The organism is Curtobacterium sp. AB7 (genome assembly GCF_044909335.1).
Taxonomy (GTDB): Bacteria; Actinomycetota; Actinomycetes; order Actinomycetales; family Microbacteriaceae; genus Curtobacterium.
This window is the reverse complement of the sequence record NZ_JBIYED010000006.1, coordinates 128223-153975: the sequence shown is the minus strand read 5'-3', so window position 1 is coordinate 153975 and position 25753 is coordinate 128223. Positions and strand designations below refer to the sequence as shown.

Here is a 25753-nt window from a genome sequence, read left to right as displayed (position 1 = left end):
CCACCCCGAGACTCGACCCGCGCCCGTGACGTGGCCAGGAGACCGACGGGAGGCGCGGGGCGGGCCCGCACCGCGCCTCCCGTCCGACGGGTGGTCGCGTGACCCGCCCGCGAGACTCGCGCACAGCGACTCGCCTCGCACCGTCAGCCCCAAGGACTGTCGCCTACCCCGAGACTCGGCAATGCGCCCGCCCACCCACCGGCCGATCGTGATCCTGGTGCTCGTGTTCCGCCGCTCGATCGTGTCGGGCCTCACCTCCGGTGCGGTCAAGGGGTGACGCGTCCATTGATTCCTGAGGGATAGTCCGCCAGGATCGGAGCAGACGTCGATGGCGACGGCCGGGACCAACCACCCCGGCCGTGGCCGCCACCGATCGGCGTCACGGATCAGGAGACTCGTCATGGCTGACAGCACTGCGCCCCCGCGCACCCGCACCCACGGCCGTCGCGCCGCGGACGACACCGCCCGCCGCACCCGGCGCCGCAACCGGGTGTTCGCACTCGCTGCCGGCGGGGTCCTCGTCATCGGTGGCGCGGGCTACACGCTCGCGTCCTGGACGGACACCGAGTGGGTGTTCGGCGGCGACGGCTCGGGCGGGCCGGGCGTCGGCACCTCCGGATTCGAGGTCGAGCAGAACGTCACGGCACCGTTCGCCGCGGCTGGCTTCACCTCGGACGAGACGAACCCGGGCCAGGCGCTCCGGTTCACCGTCGACGCGCTCGCCCTGTCGCCGGGCACGGCGACCTACGCCCCCGTCGCGCTCCGCACCACCGCCGACTCGATCGCCGGCGACCTGGTGCTCCGAGCAGCGGTCCCGGCGTCCGGGGTCACGGTCTCCGACGCCGACGACGTGCTGTGGAACGCCCTGCAGGTCCGGGTCGCCGCGATCACGGACACCACCGCCGTGTGCGACGCCACCGCGTTCGACGTGCCGTGGACGAGCGTCGCGTCCGGGCCGCTCGGCACGGCTGCCGCGACGATCGCGCGGCCCCTCGCCGCTGCCGGCGGGTCGACGCAGGTGTACTGCTTCGAGGTCTCGCTGCCGGCGTCGCCGACGCTGCCCGCCGGCACCACGGTCGACGCACTCCAGGGGCGGACGGCCGCGCCCGCGTGGCAGTTCGCCGCCGAGTCCGACTGAGCGCGGCCGTGCGCGGCCCCACCGCGCCGACGTCCTCCGACGAGGGCGCGGCGCCGCCCCGTCGTCCCGCCGACCGCGTCCGCTCCGTCGTCCTGACGGTCGCCGGCGCGATCGGACTCACGTGCCTGCTCGCCTGGGCCGCCGTGGCGTTCACCGGGCTGTCGTTCGTCGTCGTCACCACCGGGTCGATGGCCCCGACGATCCCTGCGGGCGGGCTCGCCATCACGCACCGCGTGCCCGCGGCCGAGATCACCGACGGGGACGTCGTCACGGTCCCACGTGCGGGGTCGGCCCTGCCCGTCACCCACCGGGTGGTCGCGGTGGACCGGGTCCCGGGGGACACCGCGGCGCGGTCGCTGACCCTGCGGGGCGACGACAACGCATCGGACGACCGCGACCCGTACGTCGTCCGGCACGCCGGACTCGTGCTCGCGCACGCGCCCGGCCTGGGCTCGGTGCTCGTCGTGGTCACGAGTGCCCCGGCCCGTGGGCTGGCGGTCGCGGTCGTCGGCGTGCTCGTCGCGTGGGCGTTCTGGCCGGCCCGGCGGGAGGACTCGTGACCCGCGTCCTCGCCACCTCCGCGGCGGTCGCCGCGGTGCTCGTCGGTGCGACCGGGATCGGCACGACGGCGGTGGCGGTCGCCGCGACGGACTGGAGGCCCGTGGCCGAGACCGGCACGCCGGGCCGGCTGGTGCTGCACACCGGTCCGGAGCCCCTCGTGCTGCCCGGGGCGGGGCACGACGGCGACGTCACGTGGCAGGTGCGGACGAGCGTCGACGAACCCGGCCCCGTCACCCTCGACCTGCAGCTCACCGGGCGGGGCGGGCTGCCGGGCGGGACGGACGGCGTGCTCGTGTCGGTGGCGACGTGCGACCAGCCGTGGGGCGACCCGTCCGGTGCCCCCACGTGCGGAGGACAGGTCGCTGCCCTCGTCGACGCCGTCCCCCTCGTCGACTGGGCGGCCACCGTGCCGTCGGTCCGTGTGCCCGATGCGGACGGCGACGGGGCGGCGTACCTGCTCGTCCGGTTGTCCCTCGGTGACGCCGCGACCACGGTGCCCCGGACCGCCGAGGTCGGCGTCGGCGTGACGGCCCGCGGCGGGGATCCCGTCGTGTCCGGACGCCCGGCGCACGGCAGCGGCGAACGCGACGGAGACGGCGCTGGCGTCGGCCCGGTCGTGCTCGCGATGACGGGTGGTGGGTTCGCGGGGCCGGTGCTCGTCGCGGTCGCGGCCCTGCTCACCGGCGTCGCCCTCCGGCTCCGACGCCCCAGGAGCCGGTCGTGAGCCGGCGTCCGCTGCACCTGCGCCGAGGCCGGATCGCGGTCGTCACCGGCATCGTCGTCGCAGCAGCCCTGGTCACGCCCACCGCCGTGCCGAGCACCGCGTCGTGGTCGGACCGCGAGTGGGCGCACGGGGCCGTGGGGACGTCGTCGTTCGACTGCGGCACCGACGCGGACTACACGTCGACGGCCTCGAGCCGGTTCCTGGGCGGGAGCATCGCCGGCATCGACCTCGACGACGTCGCCACCGTGCGCGGGGTCGACGTCGCGAAGACCGGCGCCGCACCGGCATCGGTCGAGCCGGCCACCGCGCCCGAGCTCGGCACCGGCGGCCGCCCGTTCACGCAGGCGTTCGGCAACCCGCTCGACGTCGGGCTGCTCGGCGACGTGGCGGGCATCGACCTCACCGGTCTCGGCCTCGGACTGCCGGCCGGTTCGGCCGGAGCGGTGAACCAGGTCGCGACGGCGTCGGGAACCGGAGAAGCCGTGGCGGCGTCGGGGCTCGTCGCGGACTCCGGTGGCGTGCTCGTCACACCGACGACCCCGTCCGGCGACCTGCCCGACCCGGCCTCGATCACGCTCGGCCGCGCACTACCAGGCATCGCGGACGTCACCGACGTCGGGCTCGACGTCGGGGCCGTCGGTGCGAGTGCGCAGCTCGCCGGGTGCGACGCCATCAGCCAAGACGTGTGGGGCGGGGTCGTCCAGCGCACGCTCGCGACGAACCTGCGTGCCGCGGTGCAGCAGGTCGCAGCCGACAGCGGTCCCGCCGGGCTCGAGCGCGACTACGGGATCGCGAGCCTCGACCTCCGTGTGGACAGCCCGCTCGTCGGAGCGCTCGTCACGGCGGTGAACGACACGGTGGTGCAGCTCGACGCCGCGGTCGACGCGCTCGGCGGGCAGGACGGGGTGCTCGCACGCACGATCGACCAGGGCGTGCTCGGAGTGCTCGGCGGGCTCACCGGCAGCCTCGGGCTCGGCACCATCGGGGGCACGGTCGAGATCACCGGGCCGGACCTGGCAGGCGCGGTCGCGCCGCTGCTCGCCGAACCCGTGCAGGACGCCGGCGGCACACTGTCGCTCGACCTGTCGGCCGGATCCGTCCGGGTCGACCTCGCGCACCTGCTCGGCGACGACGAGCACGGGCTCAACGACCTGCCGCCGAACCACGAGGTGGTGCTCGACGCCGTCACCCTCGGTGCGCTGGCCGACCGGATCGGGCAGGTCGTGGACGCCTGGGCGGGGAAGATCACGACCGCCCTGACGACCGCGCTCGGGGCGCTGCACGTCCGGATCGCGCTCGCCGCCGACCTCAGCGCACCCCTGGTGCTCGGCATCCGCGTGAAGATCGCCACGCTGTCGATCGGCGTCGACACCGGGGTCGCGGCGCTCATGGCTGGGCAGACGAAGCTGTCGGTCGGGGTCGCGCTGGTCGGACTCGACCTGGGCGGCCTGCTCGGCGTCGTGACCGGCCTCGCGACGTCGCTCGTGGACCCGTTGACCCAGGCGGTGGTGGGGACGCTCACGACCCGGTTGTTCGCGCTCGTCGGGACGCTCGGCACAACGCTGACGACGACGATCGGCGGCCCGGTCGTCCGTGCGCTCGGGACGGTCCTCGCGCGGCTGCCCGGGGTGCTCTCGCTCCGGGTGAACGTGCAGCAGGACCTCGCCGCCGCCGCGACCCCTGCCGGCCGTGCGACGACCGGGCAGTACACGCAGACCGCACTCCGCCTGTCGATCGCGGACGCCCTGGTGCCCGGGGGACTGGCCCGCGTCGACCTGGCCAGCGCCGTGGTGGGGCCGAACTCCGTGCCGCTCCTCGATGCCGCCCGTGCCCGAGATAGGTAGCATCGTTACCTAGCTGCGCATGGCGGACAATCGCCGGAGCCGCACGCTGACCGCCCGTACCCTGCCCTCAGGGGCTCGGGGCGCCGAGGTCGACGGCCGCGATGATGCGGTCGACGATCCGGACGAACCGGACCCTGTCCCGTTCCGAGAAGGAGGCCAACAGCTCGTGCAGGTGCTTGTTCGTGCCGTCCATGGCGATCGAGTAGTCACGCCTTGCGGTCTCGGTCAGCTCGATGTGCCGACTCCGCCCGTCGGCCGGGTTCGGCACACGGCTGAGGTGTCCGCTCTGCTCGAGTCGGTCCACCATGCCGGTCACCGCCGGTCCGGTCAGGCCGAGGTGCTGCGCGAGGTCCTTCACGCGGACGGTCCGGTCGGCCGCTTCGGCGCGGGACACGAACTGCAGCACGGTCAGGTCGCTGCCGGACACGTCGAGTTGCTCGCGCAGCCGCGCTCGCAGCGCGGACACCGCTGCTTCGAGTCGCGTCAGTGCCGCCACGAGGTCGAGATCGCTCACGGGAGCGCCCCTTTCGAACCGGTCGGGTATGCGCCACCGTACGCCGTGCTCACCGGGTCAGCGTATCCACATAACGAGTCGCGCGGTCAGGTTCGGGTGTCCGGCACGGGGGCGATGCACCGTGACTGACCCCTCCGAGGCCCCGCGCGCCGGTGGGCGCGCGAGCGAGCCGGTCCGCTTCGAGGTGTCCGGCATCGATCCGCAGTCCGCGGCGCGTGACCTGGCCACGGTGCACGGTGCCGAGCAGTGGTCCGCCCAGCAGACCGGCAGCGAGTTCGTCTACCGCTACACCGCGGTCGGCGACACGGAGATCAGCATCCGTCGGTCCCAGATGCGCGGCGTGCTGCGCGGTGCGATGCCGATCAGCACCGACTACATCGTCGCGTGGATGACGAGCGGCAGCGCCCACCTCGACGTCGCCGGGCAGCGGGTGGACCTGCACCGGAACGTGCCGACGCTCCTGCCCTGCGACACCGCGTTCGTCTTCGCAGCCGAGGACCACGACCAGCGCCTGGTGCACCTCGACCGGGAGCTCGTGCACCGGATCGCCGGCGAACAGCTCGACCTGGGGGACCGGCCGCTCCGCTTCGACCACGCGCGCGAACCGGACAAGGCGATGTACGGCCGGTGGCAGGGTGCCCTCGCCGCGCTGTCCCGCGCGCTCCGTGTCGGCGGCCCGGACTCGGAGACCTGGACCGAGGCGAAGTCGCTCGCGATCGCCGCGTTCCTCGAGACCTTCCCGCCGCAGCTCGACGACTTGCCGGCGGAACTGGCCCTGCCGCGGAACGCCCGGCTGCGCGCCGCCGTCGAGTACGTCCACGCGCATGCGTCCGAGACCGTGACCATCGCCGACCTCGCCGCGGTGGCCGGCCTGAGCGTGCGGTCGGTGCAGGAGTCGTTCCGTCGGGTGTTCGACGTGTCCCCGCTCACCTACCTGCGGGACGTCCGTCTGGACCGCGTGCGCAGCGAACTCCTCGCACTCGACCCGCAGGTCGGAGCGATCGGGGACGTCGCCCGACGCTGGGGGTTCGCGCACCTCGGCCGGTTCTCGGCGTCGTACGCGGCACGGTTCGGCGAGTACCCGAAGCAGACCCTGCGCCGCTGATCAGCGATCAGGCGCGCGGCGCGGGGCCGGTGCTGGAACGCACCCGCAGCGTGGTCGACAGGCGGACGTGGTCCGACGCGGCCTCGCCACGGAGCATCGTCAACAGCATCTCGACCGCGCGGGACCCGAGTTCGGCAAGCGGCTGCGAGACGGTGGTGAGGGGTGGTGCCGTGATCGACGCCTGGGGGACGTCGTCGAACCCGACGACGGACAGGTCCTCCGGCACCCGCAGGCCGAGCTCCGCCGCGGCCCGCAGCACACCGACGGCCGACGAGTCGTTCGCGGCGAACACCGCGGTCGGTCGCTCGTCCATCGTGAGCAGGTCCCGCGCCACGGCCGCGGACTGCTCCTCTTGGTAGTCGCCGTCGCGGACGAGCCGCTCGTCGATCGTGAGTCCGGCGGCGGTCAGTGCGGAGCGGTACCCGGCCTCGCGCAGCTGGGCGGACGCCAGGTCGACGCGGCCGCGCAGGTGCGCGATCCGGGTGTGCCCGAGCGCGAGCAGGTGCTCGACGGCCTGGACGGCCCCGCCCTCGTTGTCGGCGTCGACCGTCGCGTGGCCCTCGGGTCCGGTGTGCGGGTCGATCGCGACGACCGGGATCGACGAGCTCGACAGGGCCGTGGTCGGGGTGACGACGATGGCGCCGTCGATGAGGGTGCCGGACAGGCGTGACAGCGACCGGCGTTCCCAGCCCGGACGGTCGGCGCCGGTCATCAGGCCGGCGTAGGCGAGCAGCTCGTAGCCGGTGCCGGTCGTCGCGCTCGAGATGCCGCGCAGGAGCTCGGTCGAGAACGGCTCGAACTCGGGCACCAGGATGCCGACGACCCCGGTGCGGGAGCTCCGCAGGCTGCGGGCGACCAGGGACGTCTCGTAGCCGAGGTCCGCGACGACCTGCTGCACGCGGATCATCGTGGCCGCGGCGACGCCGTCGCGCTGGTTGATGACCTTCGACACGGTGGGGATCGAGACCCCCGCGACCCGTGCGACGTCGCCGATCGTCACCCGGCCGGCACCGGGACGCGCGCCGAGTGCCGAGTCCATGTGCTCACCGTACCGCTGATGCGGCGTCGAAACGGCGTAGAAAACGTTATCGATATCGATTGACAAGCGGCAGGAGCACCTGGCACGCTCTCCGCAGCGGCAGTGGATGTCGCTGCATGTCAACGACGACACGAGGAGTTCCACGATGACGAGGAAGATCCGTGCCGCGGCAGCCATCGCGCTGATCGGGGCGACAGCACTGGTGGCCACGGGCTGCTCGGCAGGCGGCAACGCGGCCGACGACGGCAACGGGATGGTCACGATGACCTTCTGGCACAACTCCACCACCGGACCGGGCAAGGCCTACTGGGCCTCGACGGTCACGGCGTTCGAGGCGAAGTACCCGAACGTCACCATCAAGACGCAGGCCATCCAGAACGAGGACCTGGACGGCAAGCTGCAGACCGCGCTCAACTCGGGCGACGGACCGGACGTCTTCCTGCAGCGCGGTGGCGGCAAGATGGACGCGATGATCGCCGCCGGGCAGCTCATGGACATCTCCGACTCGATCAGCGCCGACGCGAAGAAGTCGATCAGCGCCGGGACCTTCGCGGGCTACGAGAAGGACGGCGCCACCTACGCCATGCCGGGCGCCGTGCTCCCCGAGGGCATCTGGTACTCGAAGGACCTGTTCCAGAAGGCCGGCATCGACGGCACCCCGACCACGATGGACGAGCTGAACGACGACATCGCGAAGCTCAAGGCCGCCGACATCGACCCCGTCGCCGTCGGCGCGAAGGACGCCTGGCCCGCCGCCCACTGGTACTACAACTTCGCGCTGCGCGAGTGCAGCCAGAAGACGCTCGAGGGCGCGGCGAAGTCGCTCAAGTTCGACAACGCCTGCTGGACGAAGGCCGGCGAGCAGCTCGAGGACTTCAACGCCACCGAGCCGTTCAACAACGGCTTCCTGACCACCGCCGCGCAGCAGGGTGCCGGCAGTTCCGCCGGTCTGCTCGCCAACCACAAGGCCGCCATGGAGCTCATGGGGGCGTGGGACCCGGGCGTGATCAGCTCGCTCACCCCGGACGGCAAGCCGCTGGCCGACCTCGGCTGGTTCCCGTTCCCGACCATCGACGGTGGCAAGGGTGACCCGAAGTCGATGATGGGCGGCGTCGACGGCAACTCCTGCTCGGCGAAGGCCCCGAAGAAGGCCTGCACGGACTTCCTCAACTTCATCGTGCAGAAGGACAACCAGGAGGCCTACTACACGGCGTTCCAGGCCATCCCGGTCAACCAGGAAGCCCAGTCGGTCGTCGACGCGGACTACCTGAAGTCGGCCCTCGCCGCCTACCAGGAGGCCCCGTTCGTCTCGCAGTACCTGGACACCCTGTACGGCCAGAACGTCGGCAACGCGCTGAACACCAGCGTCGTCGACCTGCTCGCCGGCAAGGGCAGCGCGAAGGACATCGTGGACACCACCAACCAGGCTGCGGCCAAGGGCTGACCATGACCCTCGACACCTCGCTCGGCACGACCCCGGCCACCGGGTCGGACACGGCCGCGGGGACGTCCCCGGCGGGGAGCGGTACGCCGCTCCCCGCCGGACGGCGGTCCACGCGCCGCATCGCGGACTGGCGGAAGCGCGTCGAGATCGCGGTGCTCGCCGGCCCCGCGGTCATCGTCTTCGTCACGTTCGTGATCCTGCCCGTGGTGCTGGCCGCCTACTACGGGTTCTTCAAGTGGCAGGGCTACGGCCCGCCCACCGACTTCGTGGGGCTGCAGAACTACCTGATCATCTTCCAGGACAAGGCGTTCCACGCGGTCCTGATGCACAACGGCTTCATCGTCGTGCTGTCCCTCGTGCTGCAGGGGCCGATCGCCATCGTGCTCGCGCTGCTGCTCAACCAGAAGATGCACGGCCGCGGGCTCGTCCGCGTGCTCGTGTTCGTGCCGTACGTCATCTCCGAGGTGATCGTCGGCACCGGCTGGAGCCTGATGCTCCAGTCGAACGGCGCGGTGAACGACCTGCTCCAGGGCATGGGCCTCGGCGGGCTGCGGGCCGACTGGTTGTCCAACCCGGACATCGCCATCTGGACCCTGCTCGTGATCATCTCGTGGAAGTACATCGGCTTCGCGGTGATCCTGTTCCTGGCCGGCCTGCAGAGCATTCCCGAGGAGCTGTTCGAGGCGGCGGCCATCGACGGTGCCGGCTACTGGCAGATCCAGCGGCGGATCACCCTGCCGCTGCTCGGCCCCACCATCCGGATCTGGGCGTTCCTGTCGATCATCGGCTCACTGCAGCTGTTCGACCTCGTCTACATCATCTGGGGGCAGTACATCTCGTCGACCGCAGGCACCTCGACGATGGCGACGTACATGGTCGCCAACGGTCGCACGTCCGGCAACTTCGGTTTCGGCAGCGCCGTCGCCGTGGTCATGTTCGTGATCTCGCTCGCCGTCGCCCTGATCTACCAGCGCTTCGTGCTCCGCCGCGACACCGCGGGTGCACTCACCGAGAGGAAGAACTGATGGCCACCACGAGCATCGTCGCCCCCGGGCGGCGGGCCACGCGGGAGCGGCGGTCCAGCGCGGCCATCGGTCGCGCGAACCCGCTCACCTACCTGGTGGCGATCCTGTTCGTCGCCGCCAACCTCGCCCCGGTGCTGTACATCGTGCTGGGCGGCTTCCGGACGAACTCGCAGATCACCACGAGCCCGGCCGGGCTGCCCGCGCCGTTCGAGCTCGGCAACTACGGATCCGTGCTGTCCAGCGGGATCTTCTGGCAGCAGCTCGCGAACTCGACGATCAGCGCCGTGACCACCACCGCGGGCGTCGTCGTGCTCGGCCTGATGGTGAGCTTCGTGCTCGCCCGCTACCGGTTCGCCGGCCGCGGTGCGCTGTACGCCCTGTTCGCCGCCGGTCTGATGTTCCCGATCACCGTCGCGATCACGCCGCTGTACCTGCTCGTGAAGGACCTGGGGCTGACGAACAGCCTGGCCGGCGTGATCCTGCCGCAGATCGCCTTCGCCCTGCCGACCACGGTCATCATCCTGGTGCCGTTCCTGCGGGCGATCCCCGACGAGCTCGAAGAGGCAGCGTCGATCGACGGCGCAAGCCGCCTCGGGTTCTTCTTCCGCATGGTCGTGCCGCTGTCGCTGCCGGGTGTCGTCACGGTCGGCATCCTGGCGTTCATCGCGAGCTGGAACAGCTACATCCTGCCGCTGTTCATCCTGAACAACGAGGGCAGCTACACACTGCCGCTCGGCGTGCAGGCGTTCTCGTCGCAGTACTCGGTCGACACGGCCAAGGTGCTGGCGTTCACGTCGATGTCGATGATCCCGGCACTGGTGTTCTTCACCATCTTCCAGCGCCGCATCGTCGGCGGCCTGACCGGGGCGGTGAAGGGGTGACGACGACGGACGCGACCCGGGACACCGGACGCCAGCCGCGCCTCCAGGCCGACCACGACGCACCCGACGCGACCGGACCCGACCGCGCCACCGCCCTGCTCGCCGCCATGACCCTCGACGAGAAGGCGGCGCAGCTCGTCGGCTACTGGCTCGACCAGACCGGCGTCGTCGCGCCCATGCAGGGTGAGATGGCGGCGGCCGCCGACGGCCGCACCCTGGCGGACATCACCCGCGACGGCATCGGCCAGTTCACCCGCGTCTACGGAACGCGACCGGTCGAACCCGACGACCGCGCGGCCTGGCTGTGGGCGGAACAGCGGCGACTCAAGCGCGAGACCCGGCTCGGGATCCCAGCGCTCGTGCACGAGGAGTGCCTGACCGGGCTCGCCGCGTGGAAGGCCGCGACGTTCCCCACCCCGCTGGCGTGGGGTGCTGCCTTCGACCCCGCCCTCGTCGAGCAGGTCGGCGCCGCCATCGGCGCGTCGATGCGGCAGCTCGGCGTGCACCAGGGGCTCGCCCCGGTGCTCGACGTGGTGCGCGACCCGCGATGGGGGCGGGTCGACGAGTGCATCGGCGAGGACCCGTACCTGGTCGGCACCGTGGGGACCGCCTACGTTCGCGGCCTGCAGGCGGCCGGCGTCGACGCGACGCTCAAGCACTTCCTCGGGTACTCCGCCTCGCAGGCGGGGCGGAACCACGCGCCCGTGCACGTCGGCGCGCGCGAGGTCGCCGACGTGTACCTGCCGCCGTTCGTGATGGCCCTGCGCGACGGGGGCGCCCGGAGCGTCATGAACTCGTACGCCGAGATCGACGGCGTGCCCGTCGCGGCGAACGGCGAACTGCTCACCGGCCTGCTGCGTGACGACCTCGGCTTCGACGGCACCGTCGTCGCGGACTACTTCTCGGTCGCGTTCCTCGAGGTCATGCACGGCATCGCCGCCGATCGTGGCGACGCCGCGGCGCTCGCGCTCGAGGCCGGCATCGACGTCGAGCTGCCCACCGGGGACGCGTACCTCGCGCCGCTCGTCGAGCGGGTGCGGTCCGGTCTGGTCGACGAAACCCTCGTCGACCGCGCCGTCCTGCGGGTGCTGCGGCAGAAGGAGCGACTGGGGCTCCTCGACCCACAGGCGTTCGAGGACGAACCGCCCACCGGGATCGACCTGGACACGCCGCTGCACCGGTCGTTGGCGAAGCAGTTGGCGGCGCGGTCGCTGGTGCTGCTCTCGAACCACGACGTGCCGGCCGGCACGCCTGTCCTGCCGCTGCGCGCCGGAGCGTCCGTCGCCGTCATCGGCCCGAACGCCGACCGCGCCGAGGCCCTCCAGGGCTGCTACTCCTTCGCGAACCACGTGCTCGCGTCGCACCCCGACCTGCCGCTCGGCTTCGCCATCCCGACCGTGCGCGAGGCGATGGTCGACGCCCTCGGCGACGATGCCGTGCGTTCCGCCGCGGGGTGCGCCGTCACCGGGTCCGACCGTGCCGGGTTCGCGGACGCCGTCGCGGTGGCCGCTGCGTCCGACGTCGCGGTCGTCGTCGTCGGCGACCAGGCCGGACTGTTCGGCCGCGGGACCGTCGGCGAGGGCAACGACACCGAGTCGCTCGACCTGCCGGGTGTGCAACGCTCGCTCGTCGAAGCGGTCGTCGCCACCGGCACGCCGACCGTGATGGTGCTGCTGACGGGGCGGCCGTACGCCATCGGGTGGGCGCTCGACGGCGACGCCGGGGCCGACCACGGTGCCGGTGGCTCGCTCCGTCCCGCGGCCGTCGTGCAGGCCTTCTTCCCCGGCGAGGAGGGCGGCACCGCCATCGCCGACCTGCTCACCGGCGCCGCGTCACCGTCCGGCCGCCTGCCCGTCTCGCTGCCGCGTGCCGCCGGCGCCCAGCCGTACACGTACCTGCACCCGAGGCTCGGCGGACCCTCGGACGTCACCGCCGCCGACTCGACCCCGGTGCGTCCGTTCGGCTTCGGCCTCGGGTACACGACGTTCGCGTACGAGGAGCTGACGGTCGACGCGTCGGTGCCTTCCGACGGGTGGTTCGACGCTTCGGTGACCGTCCGGAACACGGGCGCACACGCGGGCGAGGACGTCGTCCAGCTCTACGGCCACGACGTGCACGGCAGCGTCACCCGACCCGAGGTCCAGCTGCTCGGCTACGCGCGCGTCGCGCTCGCCGCGGGGGAGTCCACCCGGGTCCGCTTCCGCGTCCCCGTCCAGCGGTTCGCGTTCACCGACCGTCGCATGCGCCGGGTCGTCGAACCCGGGGACGTGCAGGTCTGGGTCGCCTCCCACGCGGCGGCGTCACGACCGGGAGGCACGGTACCGGCAGGTGGGATCGTCGCGTCCGGCGGCGGGGCGGTCCGACGGCCCGTTCCCGGCTCTGCGACATCGCGCGCCACGGTCGAGGTCACGGGGCCGGTGCACGAGGTGACGCTGGACGACCCGCGGGTCGTCGAGTGGGAGGTCGGATGATCTGACGCCGTGCTGGCGGGCCGGCGGACCGTGCGGTCGGATCAGGGCGCACGATCCGCCGGCTTCGGCGGCGCTACTGCCGACCCTGCTGCGTCGCCCCGGGCAATGGCGGCAGGGGGCGATCGCTGTCGGCGACGCGGGTCAGCCGTGCTGCCAGCGGTCGGAAGAGCGCCGACAGCAGCACCTTGTCCGCCACACCCCGGGCGGCGAGCCCGAGCCGGGTCTGCGGGTACGCGAAGTGCACGATGCCCTTCGGGATGCCCTGGATCTTGTCGACGAGGGGGCGCATCCACGCGTCGAAGGCGTCGAGCGCGCGGTCGAGATCCTCGTCCGCCGTGACCGATGCCGCCAGAACGTACCCGCTCGTCAGGGCGAGCGAAGCGCCACCGCCGCCCATCGGCGTCACGCACCAGGCCGCATCGCCGATCACGCAGACACGGCCGCGGTGCCAGCGCGGCATCCGGATCTGGGTGAGCTCGTCCAGGTAGACGTCGTCCGAGCCGTCGAACCCGTCGAGCACGCGCTCGGTCTGCCAGCCGGCGTCGGCGTAGCGGGTCCGCAGCGTCGCCAGGGCCTCCGACCGCGAGCGGCCGACCAGGTCGTCGCCGCCGGCGTAGGCCAGGATCGCCCGGGTCGTGCCGTACGGGTCCGGGCGCAGGTGGACCTGACGGCCGCCGACGGCGTTGTACCAGCGCCACCGGTCGTCGTCGGACGGCGTGCGCGGGATCGTGCCGAAGACCATGGTCACCCCGAGGTCGCGCTCGTCGACCTCGCCCTCCGCGGCGAACAGCCGGTCGCGGGTGCGGGAGCGGACGCCCTCGGCGATGACCACGAGGTCGGCGTCGAGCACCCGTCCGGCGTCGGTGGTCACGGTTGCCCGGCGTCCGCCGACGTGGTCGACGACGTCCTGGATCGTCTCGCCGTAGACGATGTCGACGTCGGCGGGCAGGTCGTCGAGGATCACCCGGGCGAAGTCGCCGCGCAGGACCTCGAGTTCGGCGGTGGCACCGTCCGGACCGTCGGAGGGCAGCTCGGACCGGACGGCACCGTCACGATCGACGATCACCGTGCCGGTCTCGGTCGTGTTGCGGGCGCGGACGGCATCGACCAGGCCCATGCGGTCGAGTACCTCGCGGGCGACCCCGCGGACGTCGACGTTCTGCCCGCCGTCGCGGAAGGACGGCGCACGTTCGATCACCGTCACCTGCCAGCCGACGTGGCGCAACCACCAGGCGGCGGACAGGCCTGCGATGCTGGCTCCGGAGATCACTGCGTGCTGTGAGGTCATGCTTTACAGTAAAGCAACTGCACAGTAAAGGAACCTGGATGCCCGACATCGACCCCCTCACCACGGTGTGGTCCGACGACGAGGTGGCCGTCATGCACGCGCTGCGCGACTGGGCCGTCACCTTCGACGAACTCCAGCGCCACCTGTCGTCGTGGATCGGTCTGCCCGGTTCCGACGCGAACGCCCTCGGGCAGATCGTGTGGGCGGACCAAGCCGGCGAGCCACTCTCCCCGGCGCAGTTGGCCCGGCGGATCGGCATGACGTCGGGCGCCACGTCGGTGTTGCTCGACCGCCTTGAGGGTGCCGGGCACGTCACCCGGCACCGCGAGAGCGTCGACAGGCGTCGCGTGACCCTGCGGCCGACCGAGTCGGCGCGTGCGGAAAGCGGGCGGTTCCTCGCGTTCTCCGGTGCCGAGATCGCCGCGACGGTGCGGGACGCCGACCCGGAGGAGACGCGGGTCGTCCTGGCGTTCCTGCGGCGCATGACCGACGCTGCCGCGTCGGCGAACGGTCGCCTGCAGGCGCGCTGAGGGGACCGACGGGCCGCGTCGCCGCGCTCAGTGCTCCTTGACGAGCGCCTCGACGTTGTTGCCGTCGGGGTCGCTCACGAACGCCGTGTAGGCGCGGTACTCGGGCCAGTACCGAGGCTCGTGGCGCGAGACCCCGCCGGACGCGACGGCCGCCCGGTGGAACGCATCGACCTCGGTGCGGCTCGCCGCCTCGAACGCCAGGTGCAGACCACGGGTCACCGCCGCCGTCGTGGGTGCGGTCTCGAGCGAGACGCTCGGGGTGTTCTGGCCGGTGGTCCAGTACTCCGCGACGGACTCGGTGCGGTAGCCCGCCTCGACCCCCAGCGGCGCGAGTGCCGCCGTGGAGAACGCCTCGCTCGCGGCGAAGTCGCTGGCGAAGACCCCGAGGTGGTGGATGAGGCGACGGCTCGGCATGGCTCGAACCTAGCCGCCCGGTCGAGCCGTTCGCACGTGCCAGACTGGCCGGGTGACGACGGGGACCGACGACCTGCCGGAGCGGCGCCCCACCGGTGGCCGCCTGCCGACCATGCGCGACGTCGCCGAGCACGTCGGGATGTCCCGGCAGCTCGTCTCGCTCGTGCTCCGCGGGGCCCCCGGTCCCAGTGCGGCGTCCCGCGACCGGATCCTCGCGGCGGCCGCTGAGCTCGGCTACCGCCCGCACACCTCGGCCCGGCTGCTCCGCGAGGGCCGCACGCGACTCATCGGCGCGGTCTTCAGCATGCGCAACCCGTTCCAGGTGCGCTTCGTCGAACGGCTCTTCGCCCGTGCGGCCGAGCAGGGCTTCGGTGTCGCCCTCGGGCCCGCCGATGCCGAGCGGACCACGGACCAGGTCGTGGCCGACCTGCTCGGCGAACGCGTCGAGGCCCTCGTCGTGTTCAACCCCGACCCCGACGCGACCGCGCTCCAGGAAGCGAGCCGCCTCGTGCCGGTCGTGCTCCTCGGTGAGTGGACGGATGCCTCGTACGCCGACAACGTGCACGTGGACGAGGTCGGCGGGCTCCGCGCGGCGGTCGAGCACCTGGTCGACCTGGGCCACCGACGCATCGCGTACGTCGGTGGCGAGGACGGGCTCGTCGGCCTCGATCGCGCGACCGCCTACCGCGACGCGATGCAGGGCGCCGGACTCGCAGCCGAGACCGACGTCGTCCCCAGCGGCTTCAGCGAAGAAGGTGGCGCCGCAGCCGCCCGCACACTCGTCGCCCGCGACGCCCTGCCGACCGCCGTGATCTGCTGCGGGGACCAGTGCGCCACCGGCCTGCTCGCCGTCTTCGCGCAGCACGCGGTCGACGTACCGGGGCGGGTGTCGGTGGTCGGCTTCGACGACAGCTACCTCGCATCGCTCAGCTACCACCGCCTGACGTCGGTGCACCAGGACGTCGAGGCGACGGTCGACGCGGCGCTCGCTGCGGTCCTCGACCGGACCTCGGGAAACGGTGGTGCGCGGCGTCGTGTCGCGACACCGACCGGGCTCGTGGTGCGCGAGTCGACGGGGCCTGTCGCGCGCTGACGCGGAACGACATCATCGTCGTCGCACGACGTCGGCCTTGTCGTTCCGCATCGCCCGCACGTTGACTTGGCTCGTGCTAACCTCGCCACCATGATCCCGAGCGCCCTGCCTGCACCCGACGTCTTCACCGCCGACTCCGGCGAACCCGCCCTGCGTTGGGGCATCATCGGCCCCGGTTGGATCGCGGGTGAGTTCGCCGACGCGCTCGGTGCCCACACCGCCCAACGCGTCGTCGCGGTGGCCTCGCGTTCGCTCGACCGGGCCGAACGGTTCGCCGCGGAGCGGGAGGTCGAGACAGCGCTCGGCAGCGTCGACGCGCTGCTGGCACGGTCCGATGTCGACGTCGTGTACATCGCGACGCCGCAGAGCGACCACGCGCCGACCGCCCTCGCCGCGATCGCCGCCGGCAAGCACGTCCTGGTCGAGAAGCCCTTCACGGTGACCGCTGCCGAAGCACGTGCGGTCGCCGATGCCGCCCGCGCAGCCGGCGTGTTCGTCATGGAGGCGATGTGGAGCCGCTACCTGCCGCAGGCCTCGGTGCTCCGGACCCTCCTGGCCGACGGTGCCCTCGGGGACGTCCGGTCCGTCCTCGCCGACCACGGCCAGGCGATCCCGTTCGGCCCGGAGCACCGCCTGTTCCGTCCGGAGCTCGGCGGGGGCGCGCTGCTCGACCTCGGCATCTACGCCGTGCAGTTCGCCTCGATGGTGCTGGGGTCCCCGGACCGCGTGACGGCACGGGGCCGGATGACCGAGTCCGGCGTCGACGCCTCCGGTTCGCTCGTCCTCGAACACGGCGCCGCCCAGGCCGTCCTGCACACGACCATCGCCGCGCGGACGCCGACGACCGCGTCGATCGCCGGCACCGAGGGCACGATCGAATTCGCCGGACCGTTCTACAACCCGACGACCTTCACGATCGCGGCAGCAGCACACGGTTCGCCCGTCCTGCACTGGCAGGACCCGACACCACTGCGGGGCTTCTCGGCCCTGGCCTGGGAGGCCACCGCCCTGGCACGCTTCGTCGGCGAGGGGCGGACGGAGTCCCCGCTGCACACCCTCGACGAGACGATCTCGATCCTCGAGACCGTCGACACCGCCCGCGCGCAGATCGCCGCGGGCTGAGCAGGAGACGACGATGTCCGATCGCATCACCACCCTCGAACAGCAGGAGCGCGACCTCGTGCTCGACGCATTCACCCACGACGACGCCTGGGAGCTGGGCTCCCTGATCCGCGGCATCGCCCACGAGGCCGGGCACGCCGTCGGCATCGACATCCGCCGGCCCGGCCTCTGCCTGTTCCGCGCGGCGACCCCGGGCATCACCCCGGACCAGCACGTCTGGATCGACCGCAAGGCCGCGGTCGTGCTCCGGATGGAGCAGTCGAGCGCCCTCGTCGACGCGCGGCTCTCCGCCGCCGGGGTCGATCCTGCTGCGATCGGATGGCTCGGTACCGAGTACGCCGTGACCGGGGGGTCGTTCCCGATCCGGGTCCGCGGAGCCGGGGTGGTCGCGGCCGTGACGGCCTCCGGCCTGTCCTCGATGGAGGACCACGACCTGGTCGTCGCTGGCCTGCGCGCGTTCATCGCCTCACGTCCCTGACGTGACCAGATGCGGACGGGAGGCCCGGTGCCAGCTGGCACCGTGCCTCCAGTCCGTCCCACGGTCGCGTGCGCGACCCGCGAGGTTCCAGGACTTGCCGCTCACGTTCCCCGAGGTTCCGCGAACGGCGCCGGATCGCCCCGAGATGCGACGATTTCGGAACCTGGAGGTGCCCAGCGGACGACCCGCGCGCTCAGGCGGGCAGCGGCACGAAGTCGAACTCCTGGAACGACGCGACCTCGTCCGCCCAACGGGTGGCGACGAAGCGTTGGTGCGCGGGGTGTGCGTCGTACGCCGAGTAGGTGTCCTGGTCGGCGAACACCATCGAGAACTGGAACCGGAAGTCGCTCTGCGTGGACACCTGGCGCGACACCGTGAAGTCCCGCACGCCGGGGATCGCCGGCAGGGTGTCGCGGGCGGCCTCGAGGAACGCGGCCTCGTGCGGGGAGCCGGCGGCGTGGACGAGCGTGAAGCAGACGGTGTGGACGATCATGCGGGTTCTCCGGTGGGGTAGTCGACGAAGGCGAAGGCGGACCCGTCGGGCGCCCACCCGTTGACGTTGAGGGTGCCCTGCCCGCCGTCGAGCTCGACGATGGTCTCGGCTGCCTGCCAGACCTCGGGTCCCCAGGCGCTGACGGATCCGTCACCGGTGACGAGGCGCAACCGCACGCGCTTGTCGGCCGGGTGCCCTTCGGTGCCGGGCGGGAACGACAGGTAGACGGCGGCGTCGTCGGTCGGGGCGGGATGTGGGAACCAGTTGACGTGCTCGTCGACGGTGAGCTGCTCGATCCCGGTGCCGTCCGGGCGGATCCGGGCGATCTGCGCGTGTCCGGGCGCCCGCTCGAACTGCTCGGTGTTGAACAGGATCCACGCGCCGTCCGGGGTCCACTCGGGGCCGTCGGCGGCAGCGGGCTCCGTCGTCACGGCGCGGTCCGCGCTGCCGTCGACGCCCATCACCCGGATGGTCCCGGACGACCAGACGGCGTCGCCGGAGGGGTCGAGCCGCACGTACGCGAGCTCGGAGCCGTCGGGGCTGACGCCGTGCAGGAAGTGCAGGCCGCCGTCGTCCGCGGTGACCCGGGTCGCTGGGCCGCCGGCGAGCGGGGCATTCCAGATGTGGAAGTCGTTCGCGCTGACGTGCACGGTGACGCCGTCAGGGTCGAGCACGTGGTCGTTGTTCAGGGGCGGGACGCCCTCGATCGCGACGCGCTCCGGAGCTGCGGCACCGTCGGCCGGCATCGTCCAGAGGACCCCGTCACCGTTCAGCACGAGACGGCCGTCCGTGGTCCAGTTCGGCGCTTCGTAGAGCCGCTCGGCCGACTCGTGCACGGTGGTCACGCTGCGGTCGGCTCGGTGCCAGATCCGGATCCGGCAGGTCTGGCCCGGTGCGAGCACGCGACCCGGGGCTGCATCGTCGAGGGGCATGGCACACCTTTCCACAGTGAATGTTGGCTCGTGACAACCCTACCGGTTCAGCGAGCCTGGATCGTGGCCAGGAGCGGTCGTCGCGCGGAACCCCCGGTCGAGGAACGCGATGATCCACTCGAAGCTCGCGTCGACGTCGGTGCGCATCTGGAACCCGCCGGACGTCTCGATGGTCGCGAAGCCGTGCAGGACGCTGCGCAGCAACCGGAGTGCGTGCACCTCGTCGGCGGGGTCGAGTCCGTAGCCGCGCAGCGCCGCTGCGAACGAGGCGAGGGTGCGCTCCAGGGCCACGGCCAACGGGTCGTCCGGCCCGGTGGGACGGATCCCGACCGTCGCCTCGTACCGGCCGGGGTGCCGCTGCACGTACCGGCGGACGGTCTGTGCGGCCGCCTCGACGGCATCGCGCCCGGCGAGTCCCTGCATCGCGTCGCGCAGGTCGTCGCCGAGTTCGTTCGCGGCGAGGATCGCGATCCGGCGGGTCAGGTCGGTGAGCCCGTCGACGTGCTTGTACAGCGACGGCGACTTCACGCCGAGCCGTTCGGCGACGACGCTCATGCTCAGCCGCGCGAGCCCGATCTCGTCGGCCAGCCCTGCCGCCGCGGTGGTGACGGCGGCGGGGTCGAGTCCAGCCCTAGCCACGGTGGCCACCGACCGGCGCGAGCGTGCGGCCGAGGAAGGGGAGCACGAGTGCGAGGACCTCGGTCGGGGTCTCGGTGTGCGGGTAGTGCCCGGCACCGTCGATGACGGCCAGCTCGCCGAGCCCGTCGGGCAGGTCGGCCAGGATCCGCTCGCCCTCGGCACGAGGGACGGCCCAGTCGGGGTCGGCGCTGCCCTCGATCACCAGGACGGGGCACCGCACGTCCGACAGCCGTGCACCGGCGTCGGCGGGCGAGGTCTTCGTCATCGCGCGCAGCACCGCCATCCGCTCGGGCTGCCGCAGTGTCGACTCGATGCGGCCCAGTTCCTCGATCCAGTCGGTCGGCTTCGTCGGCACGGCGAGGTCCAGGTAGGCCAGCCAGCCGGCCAGGCTCCCGGTCGTCATCACCTTGGCGAGCTGCAGAGTGCCGGCTCGGTGGCGGCGGTTCCGGACCAGGCCGCCGAGATCGAAGGACTGCTTGCGCGTGAACGGCGCGAGCTCGACGATGCCGGTGACGACGTCGGGGGCATCGGCGGCGGCGATGGTGGCCGCCCCACCGCTGATCGACTGCCCGACGATGACCGCGGGGCCGCCGAGGTGCCGGACGACGGCGACCAGGTCGCGGGCGATGTCGGCGCGCTGGTACGACGCCCAGTCGGCGCTCGAGTCGCCGCACCCGCGGATGTCGACGTTCGCCACCCGGTAGCCGGCGGCGACGAGCTCGGGGACCAGGAACCGGTACGCGTGCCGGCTGTCGCCCATGCCGTGCGCGAGGACGACGAGCGGGCCGTCGCCGGTGACGTCGTACGCGATGGTGCCTTCGTCGGTGCGCAGGTGTTCGAGCATGACTGCCTCCATGGCTCAGTGTGTTAGCTAAAAGCTAAGACCGTTAGCCGACGTTGTCAAGCCCGCCACGGCAGTTGCGTCGCGCGACGGTGGACGGGAGGCCCGTGGCGGGCCCGCACCGGGCCTCCCGTCCGCTCGTCGGTCGCCGTCAGTGCACCGTGTCCAGCGTGTCGGACAGGTCCAGGGACCAGACGGCGACCCCGGTCAGGCCGAGCCGCTCGGCGAGGGCCACGCGCTCGCGCAGCGACCGCGCGTCGGACCACCACAGCACCTCGCCGCTGGGCAGGGTCGCCGTCCACTCGCCCGCTGTCGCGTTCCAGGTCGGGGTGGTGCCGGCCTTCCGGACGCGACGACGGGCCTGGTCGTCGGACAGCTGCCCCGCCGGTCGCGGCCCCTGCCAGTGGTAGCCGTACCCGGCGACGCCGAGCACGATCTGGTCGGCGGGCGCGAGGGTGGCGAGCGCCCTGGCGGACTTCGTCGCCCACGGCAACGACCCGACCGGCCCCGGCGCGTCCGGCTCCCACGGGCCGTGTTCGTCGTAGGCCATCAGTGTGAGGTGGTCCAGCGGAGCGCGGAGTGCCCTGATGTCGTACCCCGTGCGCGCGTACCCAGCCGCGGTCGTCGACGCCGACAGGGCGATGTCGAGCCGGACGTCGTCGCCGACCGCCGTACGGAGCTCCCGCGCGAAGGCGGTGAGCCCGGGAGCGTCGGCTGCATCCAGCGCCTCGAGGTCGATCATGACCGAGTCCCACCCACCGGTCTGCACGTCTGCCGCGAGGGAGCGGACGACGTGCGCGCGGTTGGCGGCCGACCGGAGCATCCGCCGGGCGATCGGTTCGCTGAAGTCGCCGTCGGCGTAGTTGCTGACGAGCAGCTGCGCCGCGAGCCCGCGGGCGTGCGCCCGGTCGCGCTGGGTCCTGGCCTCGTGGGACGGTGCGGTGACGCGCGTGCCGGTCCGGTTCACCAGCAAGCCGTCCACGCCGACGACGTCCACGGCAGCGGCATTGGTGTCGATCAGCATCGGATCGGCGCCTTCGGGTTGGAAGCCGGTCACGTCGAAGTCCGTGGTGGTCCGGTCGTTCGCGGCGACGTTCGCGGTGCCCGTGCACCCGGTCAGGACGAGTCCCGCGGTCAGGGCGACGGCGAGGAGGGCGGAACGCGGCCTGGTGATCACGCTCCGAGTGTCTCAGGCCGGAGCGGCCGCCGCGTCGACCGGTGTGCTGAACTGCTCGACCAGCGTGCGCTTCAGGACCTTGCCGCTCGGTCCGAGGGGCAGGGCGTCGACCACGTGCACCACGCGCGGGAACTTGTACGCCGCGATCTCGTCGGACACGAAGTGGACGAGCTCGTCGGGGGTGACGGTCGCGCCGGCGCGGAGCACCACGGCAGCCTCGATCTCCTGGCCGTGCAGCTCGTGCGGCACACCGAAGACCGCTGCCATGGTGACGTCCGGGTGCGTCGCCAGCACTTCTTCGACCTGCCGCGGGTACACGTTGTAGCCGTTGCGGATGATCATGTCCTTCGTGCGGTCGACGATCGTCAGGTACCCGTCGTCGTCCTTCGTGCCGAGGTCACCGGTGCGGAACCACCCGTCGACGATCGCGGCGTCGGTGTCCTCCGGGCGGTCGAGGTACCCGTTCATCAGGTTGTGGCCGCGGATGACGAGCTCGCCGATCTCACCGTGCGGCAGCAGCACGATCGCGTCGGGCGTGGCCGGGTCGGCGATCTCGACGTCGACACCCCACACGGGCGTCCCGATCGTCCCCGGTCGCGACGCGCGACCGACGTGGTTGAAGGTGGCCACGGGCGACGTCTCGGTCAGTCCGTAGCCCTCGTGGATCGGCGCATCGAACACGGACTGGAACCGCTCGAGGACGGCCAGCGGCAACGACGCGCCGCCCGAGATCGCGTAGCGCAGGTCCGGTCTGGCGTCGCCTCGGGTCGCGGCGTCGAGCAGTGCCATGTACATCGTCGGCACCCCCATGAAGATCTCGCAGCCGTGCTCGACCATCGCCGACAGTGCTGCGTCGCCGTCGAACTTCGGGAGCATCACGATGGTGGCGCCCGCGCGGAACCCGGTGTTCATCGTGCAGGTCTGACCGAACGTGTGGAACAGCGGGAGCGCCCCGAGCAGGACGTCGCCGCGGTGCATGTCGAAGGTGCTCATCAGGTTCGTGTTGACCTGTTCGAGCAGGGCGAAGTGCGAGCCCTCGGCACCCTTCGGCTTGCCGGTGGTCCCGCTCGTGTACAGGATCGTCGCCGTGTCGAAGGGGTCGCGGGGGACGTAGGTGTCGAGGGGCTCGGCCGCCGCGGCCAGGGCCTCGAGGCGGTCCGGGCCGTCGTGGTCGTCGTGGTCGGCCGGAGCGAGGACGGTGATGACGTCGACGCCGGCGAGTTCGGCACCGGCTGCGCCCTCGGCCAGCAGCGGGGCAGCGCAGACGAGCAGCATCGCGCCGCTGTCCTGCAGCAGGTACTCGATCTCGCGCCGCTTGAGCAGCGCGTGCACGGGGACGACGACGGCGCCGAGCGCGAGGGTGGCGTAGTAGACGCGGGCGAAGTCCGCGACGTTCGGCACGAGCATCGCGACGCGCGATCCCTCGGTGACCCCGCGGGCGCGGAGCGCTCCGGCGTAGGCGAGGGTCTCGGACCACAGTTCGGCGTAGGTGGTGCGGTGGTCGCCGACGATCACGGCGACGTCGTCCGGGTACCGCACGGCGGACTCGGCCAGGATCGCGGCGACCGAGGCGGTGGCCCGGGTCGGTCTGGGGGTGCCGTGGTGGGCGGCGGTGGTGGGCTCGGTGCGCGTCATTCCGGTCTCCGTCTTCGGTGACGAGTGGTTCTCCGGATCATACGTGCGGTCAGAACGTCGTGCGCTCCTCGAACACCGACATGATCATGGCCGCTCCGAGCCGCGCGCTCCGGGCGGGCTTCGCCGATCCCTGCACGGCTGACTCGACTCGGGCGCCCTCGACCAGCAGCGACAGGGTCTCGGCGATGTGCGCCGGCATGTCCGCACGGGTGCAGAGCAACGTGAGGTGGCTCTCGACGTCGCGGAAGTGCTCGGCCGCGAGTGCGGCGATCTCCGCGTCCTGCCGCCCGAGCTCGGCGTGTCCGTTGATGAACGCGCAGCCGCGCCACCCCTCGTCCGCGAAGCACTCCTCCAGGTAGCTGAAGATGCCGAGGATCTCGTCACGGGGATCCGCCGAGGTGGTGGCGATGTGGTCCAGGGCCCGACGCCACGCGCCGTGCCAGCGTCGCAGGACCGCCACCACGAGCGCCTGCTTGGACGGGTAGGCCGCCGTCAGTTCGTCCACGCTCATGCCCGCGTGCGCGGCGACGTCCTCGAAGCGCACCGGGATCACGCCGTGCGCCGTGAAGAGGTCGTCGGCGGCCTTGGATGCGGTGCGCTGCGCGGTCGTCTCGATGGCCGGGGGCGTGAGTGTGAGGAGCGTCATGAGGAAGTGGGGTCGGGGGTCAGGCTGCGAAGAAGTCCGCGTAGGACGGGTCCGCGTGACCCATGTGCGCGCTGAGACGGGCCTGGACGATCTGGTCGAGGTCGGCGGGTGGGGTCAGCCCACGCCGGCGCCACTCGAGGGGGCTCTGTCGGAGCTGTTCGAGCGTGCTCTGGTCAAGCATCGTGGCGTTCCTGTTCTGCGAAGAGTGCGGTCATGTCGATGGCCTGGGTACGGACGTCCTCGAAGGCGTCGCCGTCCCGGATCACGCGGAGAGTCCGATCACGGCGGCTGCGGAAGCGAGGACGCTCACCGAGACGATGCCGGTGGTGACCGCTGCGATCTGCAGGGTGCGCTGACGCTGCGCGTCACGGAGTTCACTGAACGTGCCACGGTGGCGGTTCCGTCGGCTCTGCGCCGAGGCCGCTTCGAAGGCGTACTCGGGGGCGCTGATCGGGTGGACCGGAGCTGCGGTCACGGTGGTCATGTCGTCCTCGTGTTCTCCTGAGCGGCCCGATGCCGCTGGATGAGACGACCGTACGAGCAGGAAGTCCGTCGGTGTGCGCCAGGACCGATGACTCGACGGATCGCGGATGTCGGCAGTGGCCCGGCGGTCGAAATCCGGACATCGTCCCGTCGCCGTGCACATCCGGTCCACGCGTCGGCGGGCGCGGGGAGCGCTTCTCGGACAGTGGTGCGGACGGGCGGCCCTGCGTCCGTCACACTGCACTCGGTGAACCGATGACAGACGAACGAGCTCGCGTGCAGGACGACGTCCGGTCCGCCGACGTCGACGAAGCACGCGACTTCCTGGTCGGGGCGTACGACGCCTCCGAGTGGCGCGCCGAGACGACCGCGCAGCCGTTCACCTTCCGGTACTCGGCGGTCGGTGACTCGACGATGACGTTGCGCGCGATCCGGTTCGACGGGCACCTGGACGGCGTCATGACGCCGTCGGACGACTTCGTCGTGCAGTGGATCACCCGGGGCACCGGCTTCATCGGCGAGGGCGACGACCGTCTCGTGAGCGCCGTGGGCCGGCCGCAGCTGTGGCCGCAGGACGGCGCCGCGTTCACGTACCAGGACTACGACCAGCGTCTCGTCCAGATCAACCGGGCATCGCTCGAGGAGGTCGCGGGCGAGCGCGGTGCGGCGTCGGGCGGCGTGCAGCTCGACCACACCGTGCAACCCGACGACCGGGCGGTGACGATGTGGCGGAACACGGTCAAGCTCATCTCGCACACGGTGCTCGATCGGCAGGTCTCACCGCTGTTGCAGGCGGAGATGGGCCGGCTGGGGGCGCTGGCGCTGCTCGAGCTGTACCCGGTCGTCTCGGCCACGCTGCCGGACGAACTCCTGCTTCCGCGCAACGCGCACATCCGCCGGGCCGTCGAGTACGTGCACGAGCACGCCCACCTGCCGATCACGAGCACCGACCTGGCCGAGGTGGCCTCCCTGAGCCTGCGTGCTCTGCAGCAGGCGTTCCAGCGGCAGCTCGGGGTGAGCCCGAACGGGTACCTGCGCGGGGTCCGTCTCGACCGCGTGCGCGACGAGCTCCTGCACGCCGACCCGGCGGGGACGAGCATCGCCGACGTCGCCCGGCAGTGGGGGTTCGCCCACGCTGGTCGGTTCTCGGCCGCCTACCTCGAGCGCCACGGCGAGTACCCCCGGGACACGGTGCGGCGGGCCTGACCTCGGTCGGCGCCCGCGGATGCGTCCCTG

The 25753-nt window shown here is 72.2% G+C and carries 27 protein-coding genes; 14 read left to right on the top strand and 13 right to left on the bottom strand.

All coding sequences use genetic code 11. The annotated features are described in order from the left end of the window. The first annotated feature begins 400 nt into the window (after positions 1-400). From ABH929_RS13865 to ABH929_RS13850, 4 genes are read left to right on the top strand one after another with little or no spacing between them, the layout of a single operon-like run. Positions 401-1138 carry an acyl-CoA dehydrogenase gene (locus ABH929_RS13865; protein ID WP_404561639.1) on the top strand — a complete coding sequence of 246 codons (738 nt, stop codon included), beginning with the start codon at positions 401-403 and terminating at the stop codon, positions 1136-1138. Between the two features lie 8 nt (positions 1139-1146). Next, positions 1147-1698, top strand: coding sequence for a signal peptidase I (locus tag ABH929_RS13860; RefSeq protein ID WP_404561638.1), 552 nt, complete (start codon positions 1147-1149; stop codon positions 1696-1698). Beyond that, positions 1695-2423, top strand: a complete 729-nt coding sequence (locus ABH929_RS13855) for a hypothetical protein (RefSeq protein WP_404561637.1) — start codon at positions 1695-1697, stop codon at positions 2421-2423. The genes ABH929_RS13860 and ABH929_RS13855 overlap by 4 nt, the downstream gene beginning before the upstream one ends. After that, complete coding sequence (locus tag ABH929_RS13850) at positions 2420-4267, top strand: choice-of-anchor G family protein (protein WP_404561636.1); 1848 nt, start codon at positions 2420-2422, stop codon at positions 4265-4267. The genes ABH929_RS13855 and ABH929_RS13850 overlap by 4 nt, the downstream gene beginning before the upstream one ends. Before the next feature lie 67 nt (positions 4268-4334). Here the strand turns inward: ABH929_RS13850 and ABH929_RS13845 are convergent, their stop codons facing one another. Next, complete coding sequence (locus ABH929_RS13845; protein WP_194648820.1) at positions 4335-4781, bottom strand: MarR family winged helix-turn-helix transcriptional regulator; 447 nt, start codon at positions 4779-4781, stop codon at positions 4335-4337. A gap of 121 nt (positions 4782-4902) precedes the next feature. On the opposite strand from ABH929_RS13845, the gene ABH929_RS13840 reads away from it, so the two are divergent. Further along, the gene (locus ABH929_RS13840) at positions 4903-5886 is read left to right on the top strand and encodes a helix-turn-helix domain-containing protein (protein ID WP_404561635.1); all 984 of its coding nucleotides are present in this window, start codon (positions 4903-4905) and stop codon (positions 5884-5886) included. A 7-nt stretch (positions 5887-5893) separates the two neighbouring features. Here the strand turns inward: ABH929_RS13840 and ABH929_RS13835 are convergent, their stop codons facing one another. Further along, on the bottom strand, positions 5894-6925 hold the full coding sequence (locus ABH929_RS13835) for a LacI family DNA-binding transcriptional regulator (protein WP_404561634.1): 1032 nt from the start codon (positions 6923-6925) through the stop codon (positions 5894-5896). Between the two features lie 145 nt (positions 6926-7070). On the opposite strand from ABH929_RS13835, the gene ABH929_RS13830 reads away from it, so the two are divergent. The 4 genes from ABH929_RS13830 (at position 7071) to ABH929_RS13815 (ending at position 12746) form a co-directional block, all read left to right on the top strand. Further along, a complete protein-coding gene (locus ABH929_RS13830) occupies positions 7071-8369 on the top strand; it encodes an ABC transporter substrate-binding protein (RefSeq protein ID WP_404561633.1) in 1299 nt (432 codons plus the stop codon). A gap of 2 nt (positions 8370-8371) precedes the next feature. After that, positions 8372-9394, top strand: coding sequence for a carbohydrate ABC transporter permease (locus tag ABH929_RS13825; protein ID WP_111084878.1), 1023 nt, complete (start codon positions 8372-8374; stop codon positions 9392-9394). Next, positions 9394-10275, top strand: a complete 882-nt coding sequence (locus ABH929_RS13820; protein ID WP_123313217.1) for a carbohydrate ABC transporter permease — start codon at positions 9394-9396, stop codon at positions 10273-10275. Before ABH929_RS13825 ends, ABH929_RS13820 begins: the two co-directional genes overlap by 1 nt. Positions 10276-10382: 107 nt before the next feature. Beyond that, positions 10383-12746 (top strand): glycoside hydrolase family 3 N-terminal domain-containing protein, encoded by a 2364-nt coding sequence (locus ABH929_RS13815; RefSeq protein ID WP_263089571.1) that lies wholly within the window; start codon positions 10383-10385, stop codon positions 12744-12746. Between the two features lie 73 nt (positions 12747-12819). On the opposite strand, the gene ABH929_RS13810 is transcribed toward ABH929_RS13815, so the two are convergent. After that, entirely contained in the window at positions 12820-14034 is a 1215-nt protein-coding gene (locus tag ABH929_RS13810; RefSeq protein WP_263089532.1) for an FAD-dependent monooxygenase, read from the bottom strand. A 38-nt stretch (positions 14035-14072) separates the two neighbouring features. Here ABH929_RS13810 and ABH929_RS13805 point away from each other — a divergent pair, with 38 nt between their 5' ends. Beyond that, complete coding sequence (locus tag ABH929_RS13805; RefSeq protein ID WP_205464027.1) at positions 14073-14564, top strand: MarR family winged helix-turn-helix transcriptional regulator; 492 nt, start codon at positions 14073-14075, stop codon at positions 14562-14564. Between the two features lie 27 nt (positions 14565-14591). Here the strand turns inward: ABH929_RS13805 and ABH929_RS13800 are convergent, their stop codons facing one another. Then, positions 14592-14978 (bottom strand): VOC family protein, encoded by a 387-nt coding sequence (locus ABH929_RS13800; protein WP_263089530.1) that lies wholly within the window; start codon positions 14976-14978, stop codon positions 14592-14594. A gap of 52 nt (positions 14979-15030) precedes the next feature. On the opposite strand from ABH929_RS13800, the gene ABH929_RS13795 reads away from it, so the two are divergent. The 3 genes from ABH929_RS13795 (at position 15031) to ABH929_RS13785 (ending at position 17671) form a co-directional block, all read left to right on the top strand. Next, positions 15031-16071, top strand: coding sequence for a LacI family DNA-binding transcriptional regulator (locus ABH929_RS13795; RefSeq protein WP_404561632.1), 1041 nt, complete (start codon positions 15031-15033; stop codon positions 16069-16071). A gap of 90 nt (positions 16072-16161) precedes the next feature. Next, positions 16162-17193 (top strand): Gfo/Idh/MocA family protein, encoded by a 1032-nt coding sequence (locus ABH929_RS13790; protein ID WP_263089527.1) that lies wholly within the window; start codon positions 16162-16164, stop codon positions 17191-17193. Positions 17194-17206: 13 nt separating this feature from the next. Then, positions 17207-17671 carry a heme-degrading domain-containing protein gene (locus tag ABH929_RS13785; protein WP_263089525.1) on the top strand — a complete coding sequence of 155 codons (465 nt, stop codon included), beginning with the start codon at positions 17207-17209 and terminating at the stop codon, positions 17669-17671. 193 nt (positions 17672-17864) lie between these two features. On the opposite strand, the gene ABH929_RS13780 is transcribed toward ABH929_RS13785, so the two are convergent. From ABH929_RS13780 to ABH929_RS13740, 9 genes are all read right to left on the bottom strand, one after another. After that, a complete protein-coding gene (locus ABH929_RS13780; RefSeq protein WP_205464032.1) occupies positions 17865-18164 on the bottom strand; it encodes a Dabb family protein in 300 nt (99 codons plus the stop codon). After that, positions 18161-19096 (bottom strand): TolB family protein, encoded by a 936-nt coding sequence (locus ABH929_RS13775; protein ID WP_404561631.1) that lies wholly within the window; start codon positions 19094-19096, stop codon positions 18161-18163. Before ABH929_RS13775 ends, ABH929_RS13780 begins: the two co-directional genes overlap by 4 nt. A 39-nt stretch (positions 19097-19135) precedes the next feature. Then, positions 19136-19735: a TetR/AcrR family transcriptional regulator gene (locus ABH929_RS13770; RefSeq protein ID WP_404561630.1), complete on the bottom strand. Its 600-nt coding sequence runs from the start codon at positions 19733-19735 to the stop codon at positions 19136-19138. Continuing rightward, positions 19728-20579 carry an alpha/beta fold hydrolase gene (locus ABH929_RS13765; RefSeq protein WP_404561629.1) on the bottom strand — a complete coding sequence of 284 codons (852 nt, stop codon included), beginning with the start codon at positions 20577-20579 and terminating at the stop codon, positions 19728-19730. Before ABH929_RS13765 ends, ABH929_RS13770 begins: the two co-directional genes overlap by 8 nt. A gap of 148 nt (positions 20580-20727) precedes the next feature. After that, the gene (locus tag ABH929_RS13760; protein ID WP_404561628.1) at positions 20728-21753 is read right to left on the bottom strand and encodes a glycosyl hydrolase family 18 protein; all 1026 of its coding nucleotides are present in this window, start codon (positions 21751-21753) and stop codon (positions 20728-20730) included. A 12-nt stretch (positions 21754-21765) separates the two neighbouring features. Continuing rightward, positions 21766-23388 (bottom strand): long-chain fatty acid--CoA ligase, encoded by a 1623-nt coding sequence (locus ABH929_RS13755; protein ID WP_404561627.1) that lies wholly within the window; start codon positions 23386-23388, stop codon positions 21766-21768. Positions 23389-23437: 49 nt separating this feature from the next. Continuing rightward, positions 23438-24034 (bottom strand): TetR/AcrR family transcriptional regulator, encoded by a 597-nt coding sequence (locus ABH929_RS13750; protein ID WP_404561626.1) that lies wholly within the window; start codon positions 24032-24034, stop codon positions 23438-23440. Between the two features lie 19 nt (positions 24035-24053). After that, positions 24054-24215 carry a hypothetical protein gene (locus ABH929_RS13745; protein WP_205464039.1) on the bottom strand — a complete coding sequence of 54 codons (162 nt, stop codon included), beginning with the start codon at positions 24213-24215 and terminating at the stop codon, positions 24054-24056. An 81-nt stretch (positions 24216-24296) separates the two neighbouring features. After that, entirely contained in the window at positions 24297-24518 is a 222-nt protein-coding gene (locus ABH929_RS13740; protein WP_205464040.1) for a hypothetical protein, read from the bottom strand. A 254-nt stretch (positions 24519-24772) separates the two neighbouring features. Between ABH929_RS13740 and ABH929_RS13735 the strand changes: the two genes are divergently transcribed. Beyond that, positions 24773-25723 (top strand): helix-turn-helix domain-containing protein, encoded by a 951-nt coding sequence (locus ABH929_RS13735; protein ID WP_263089518.1) that lies wholly within the window; start codon positions 24773-24775, stop codon positions 25721-25723. Positions 25724-25753 lie beyond the last annotated feature (30 nt).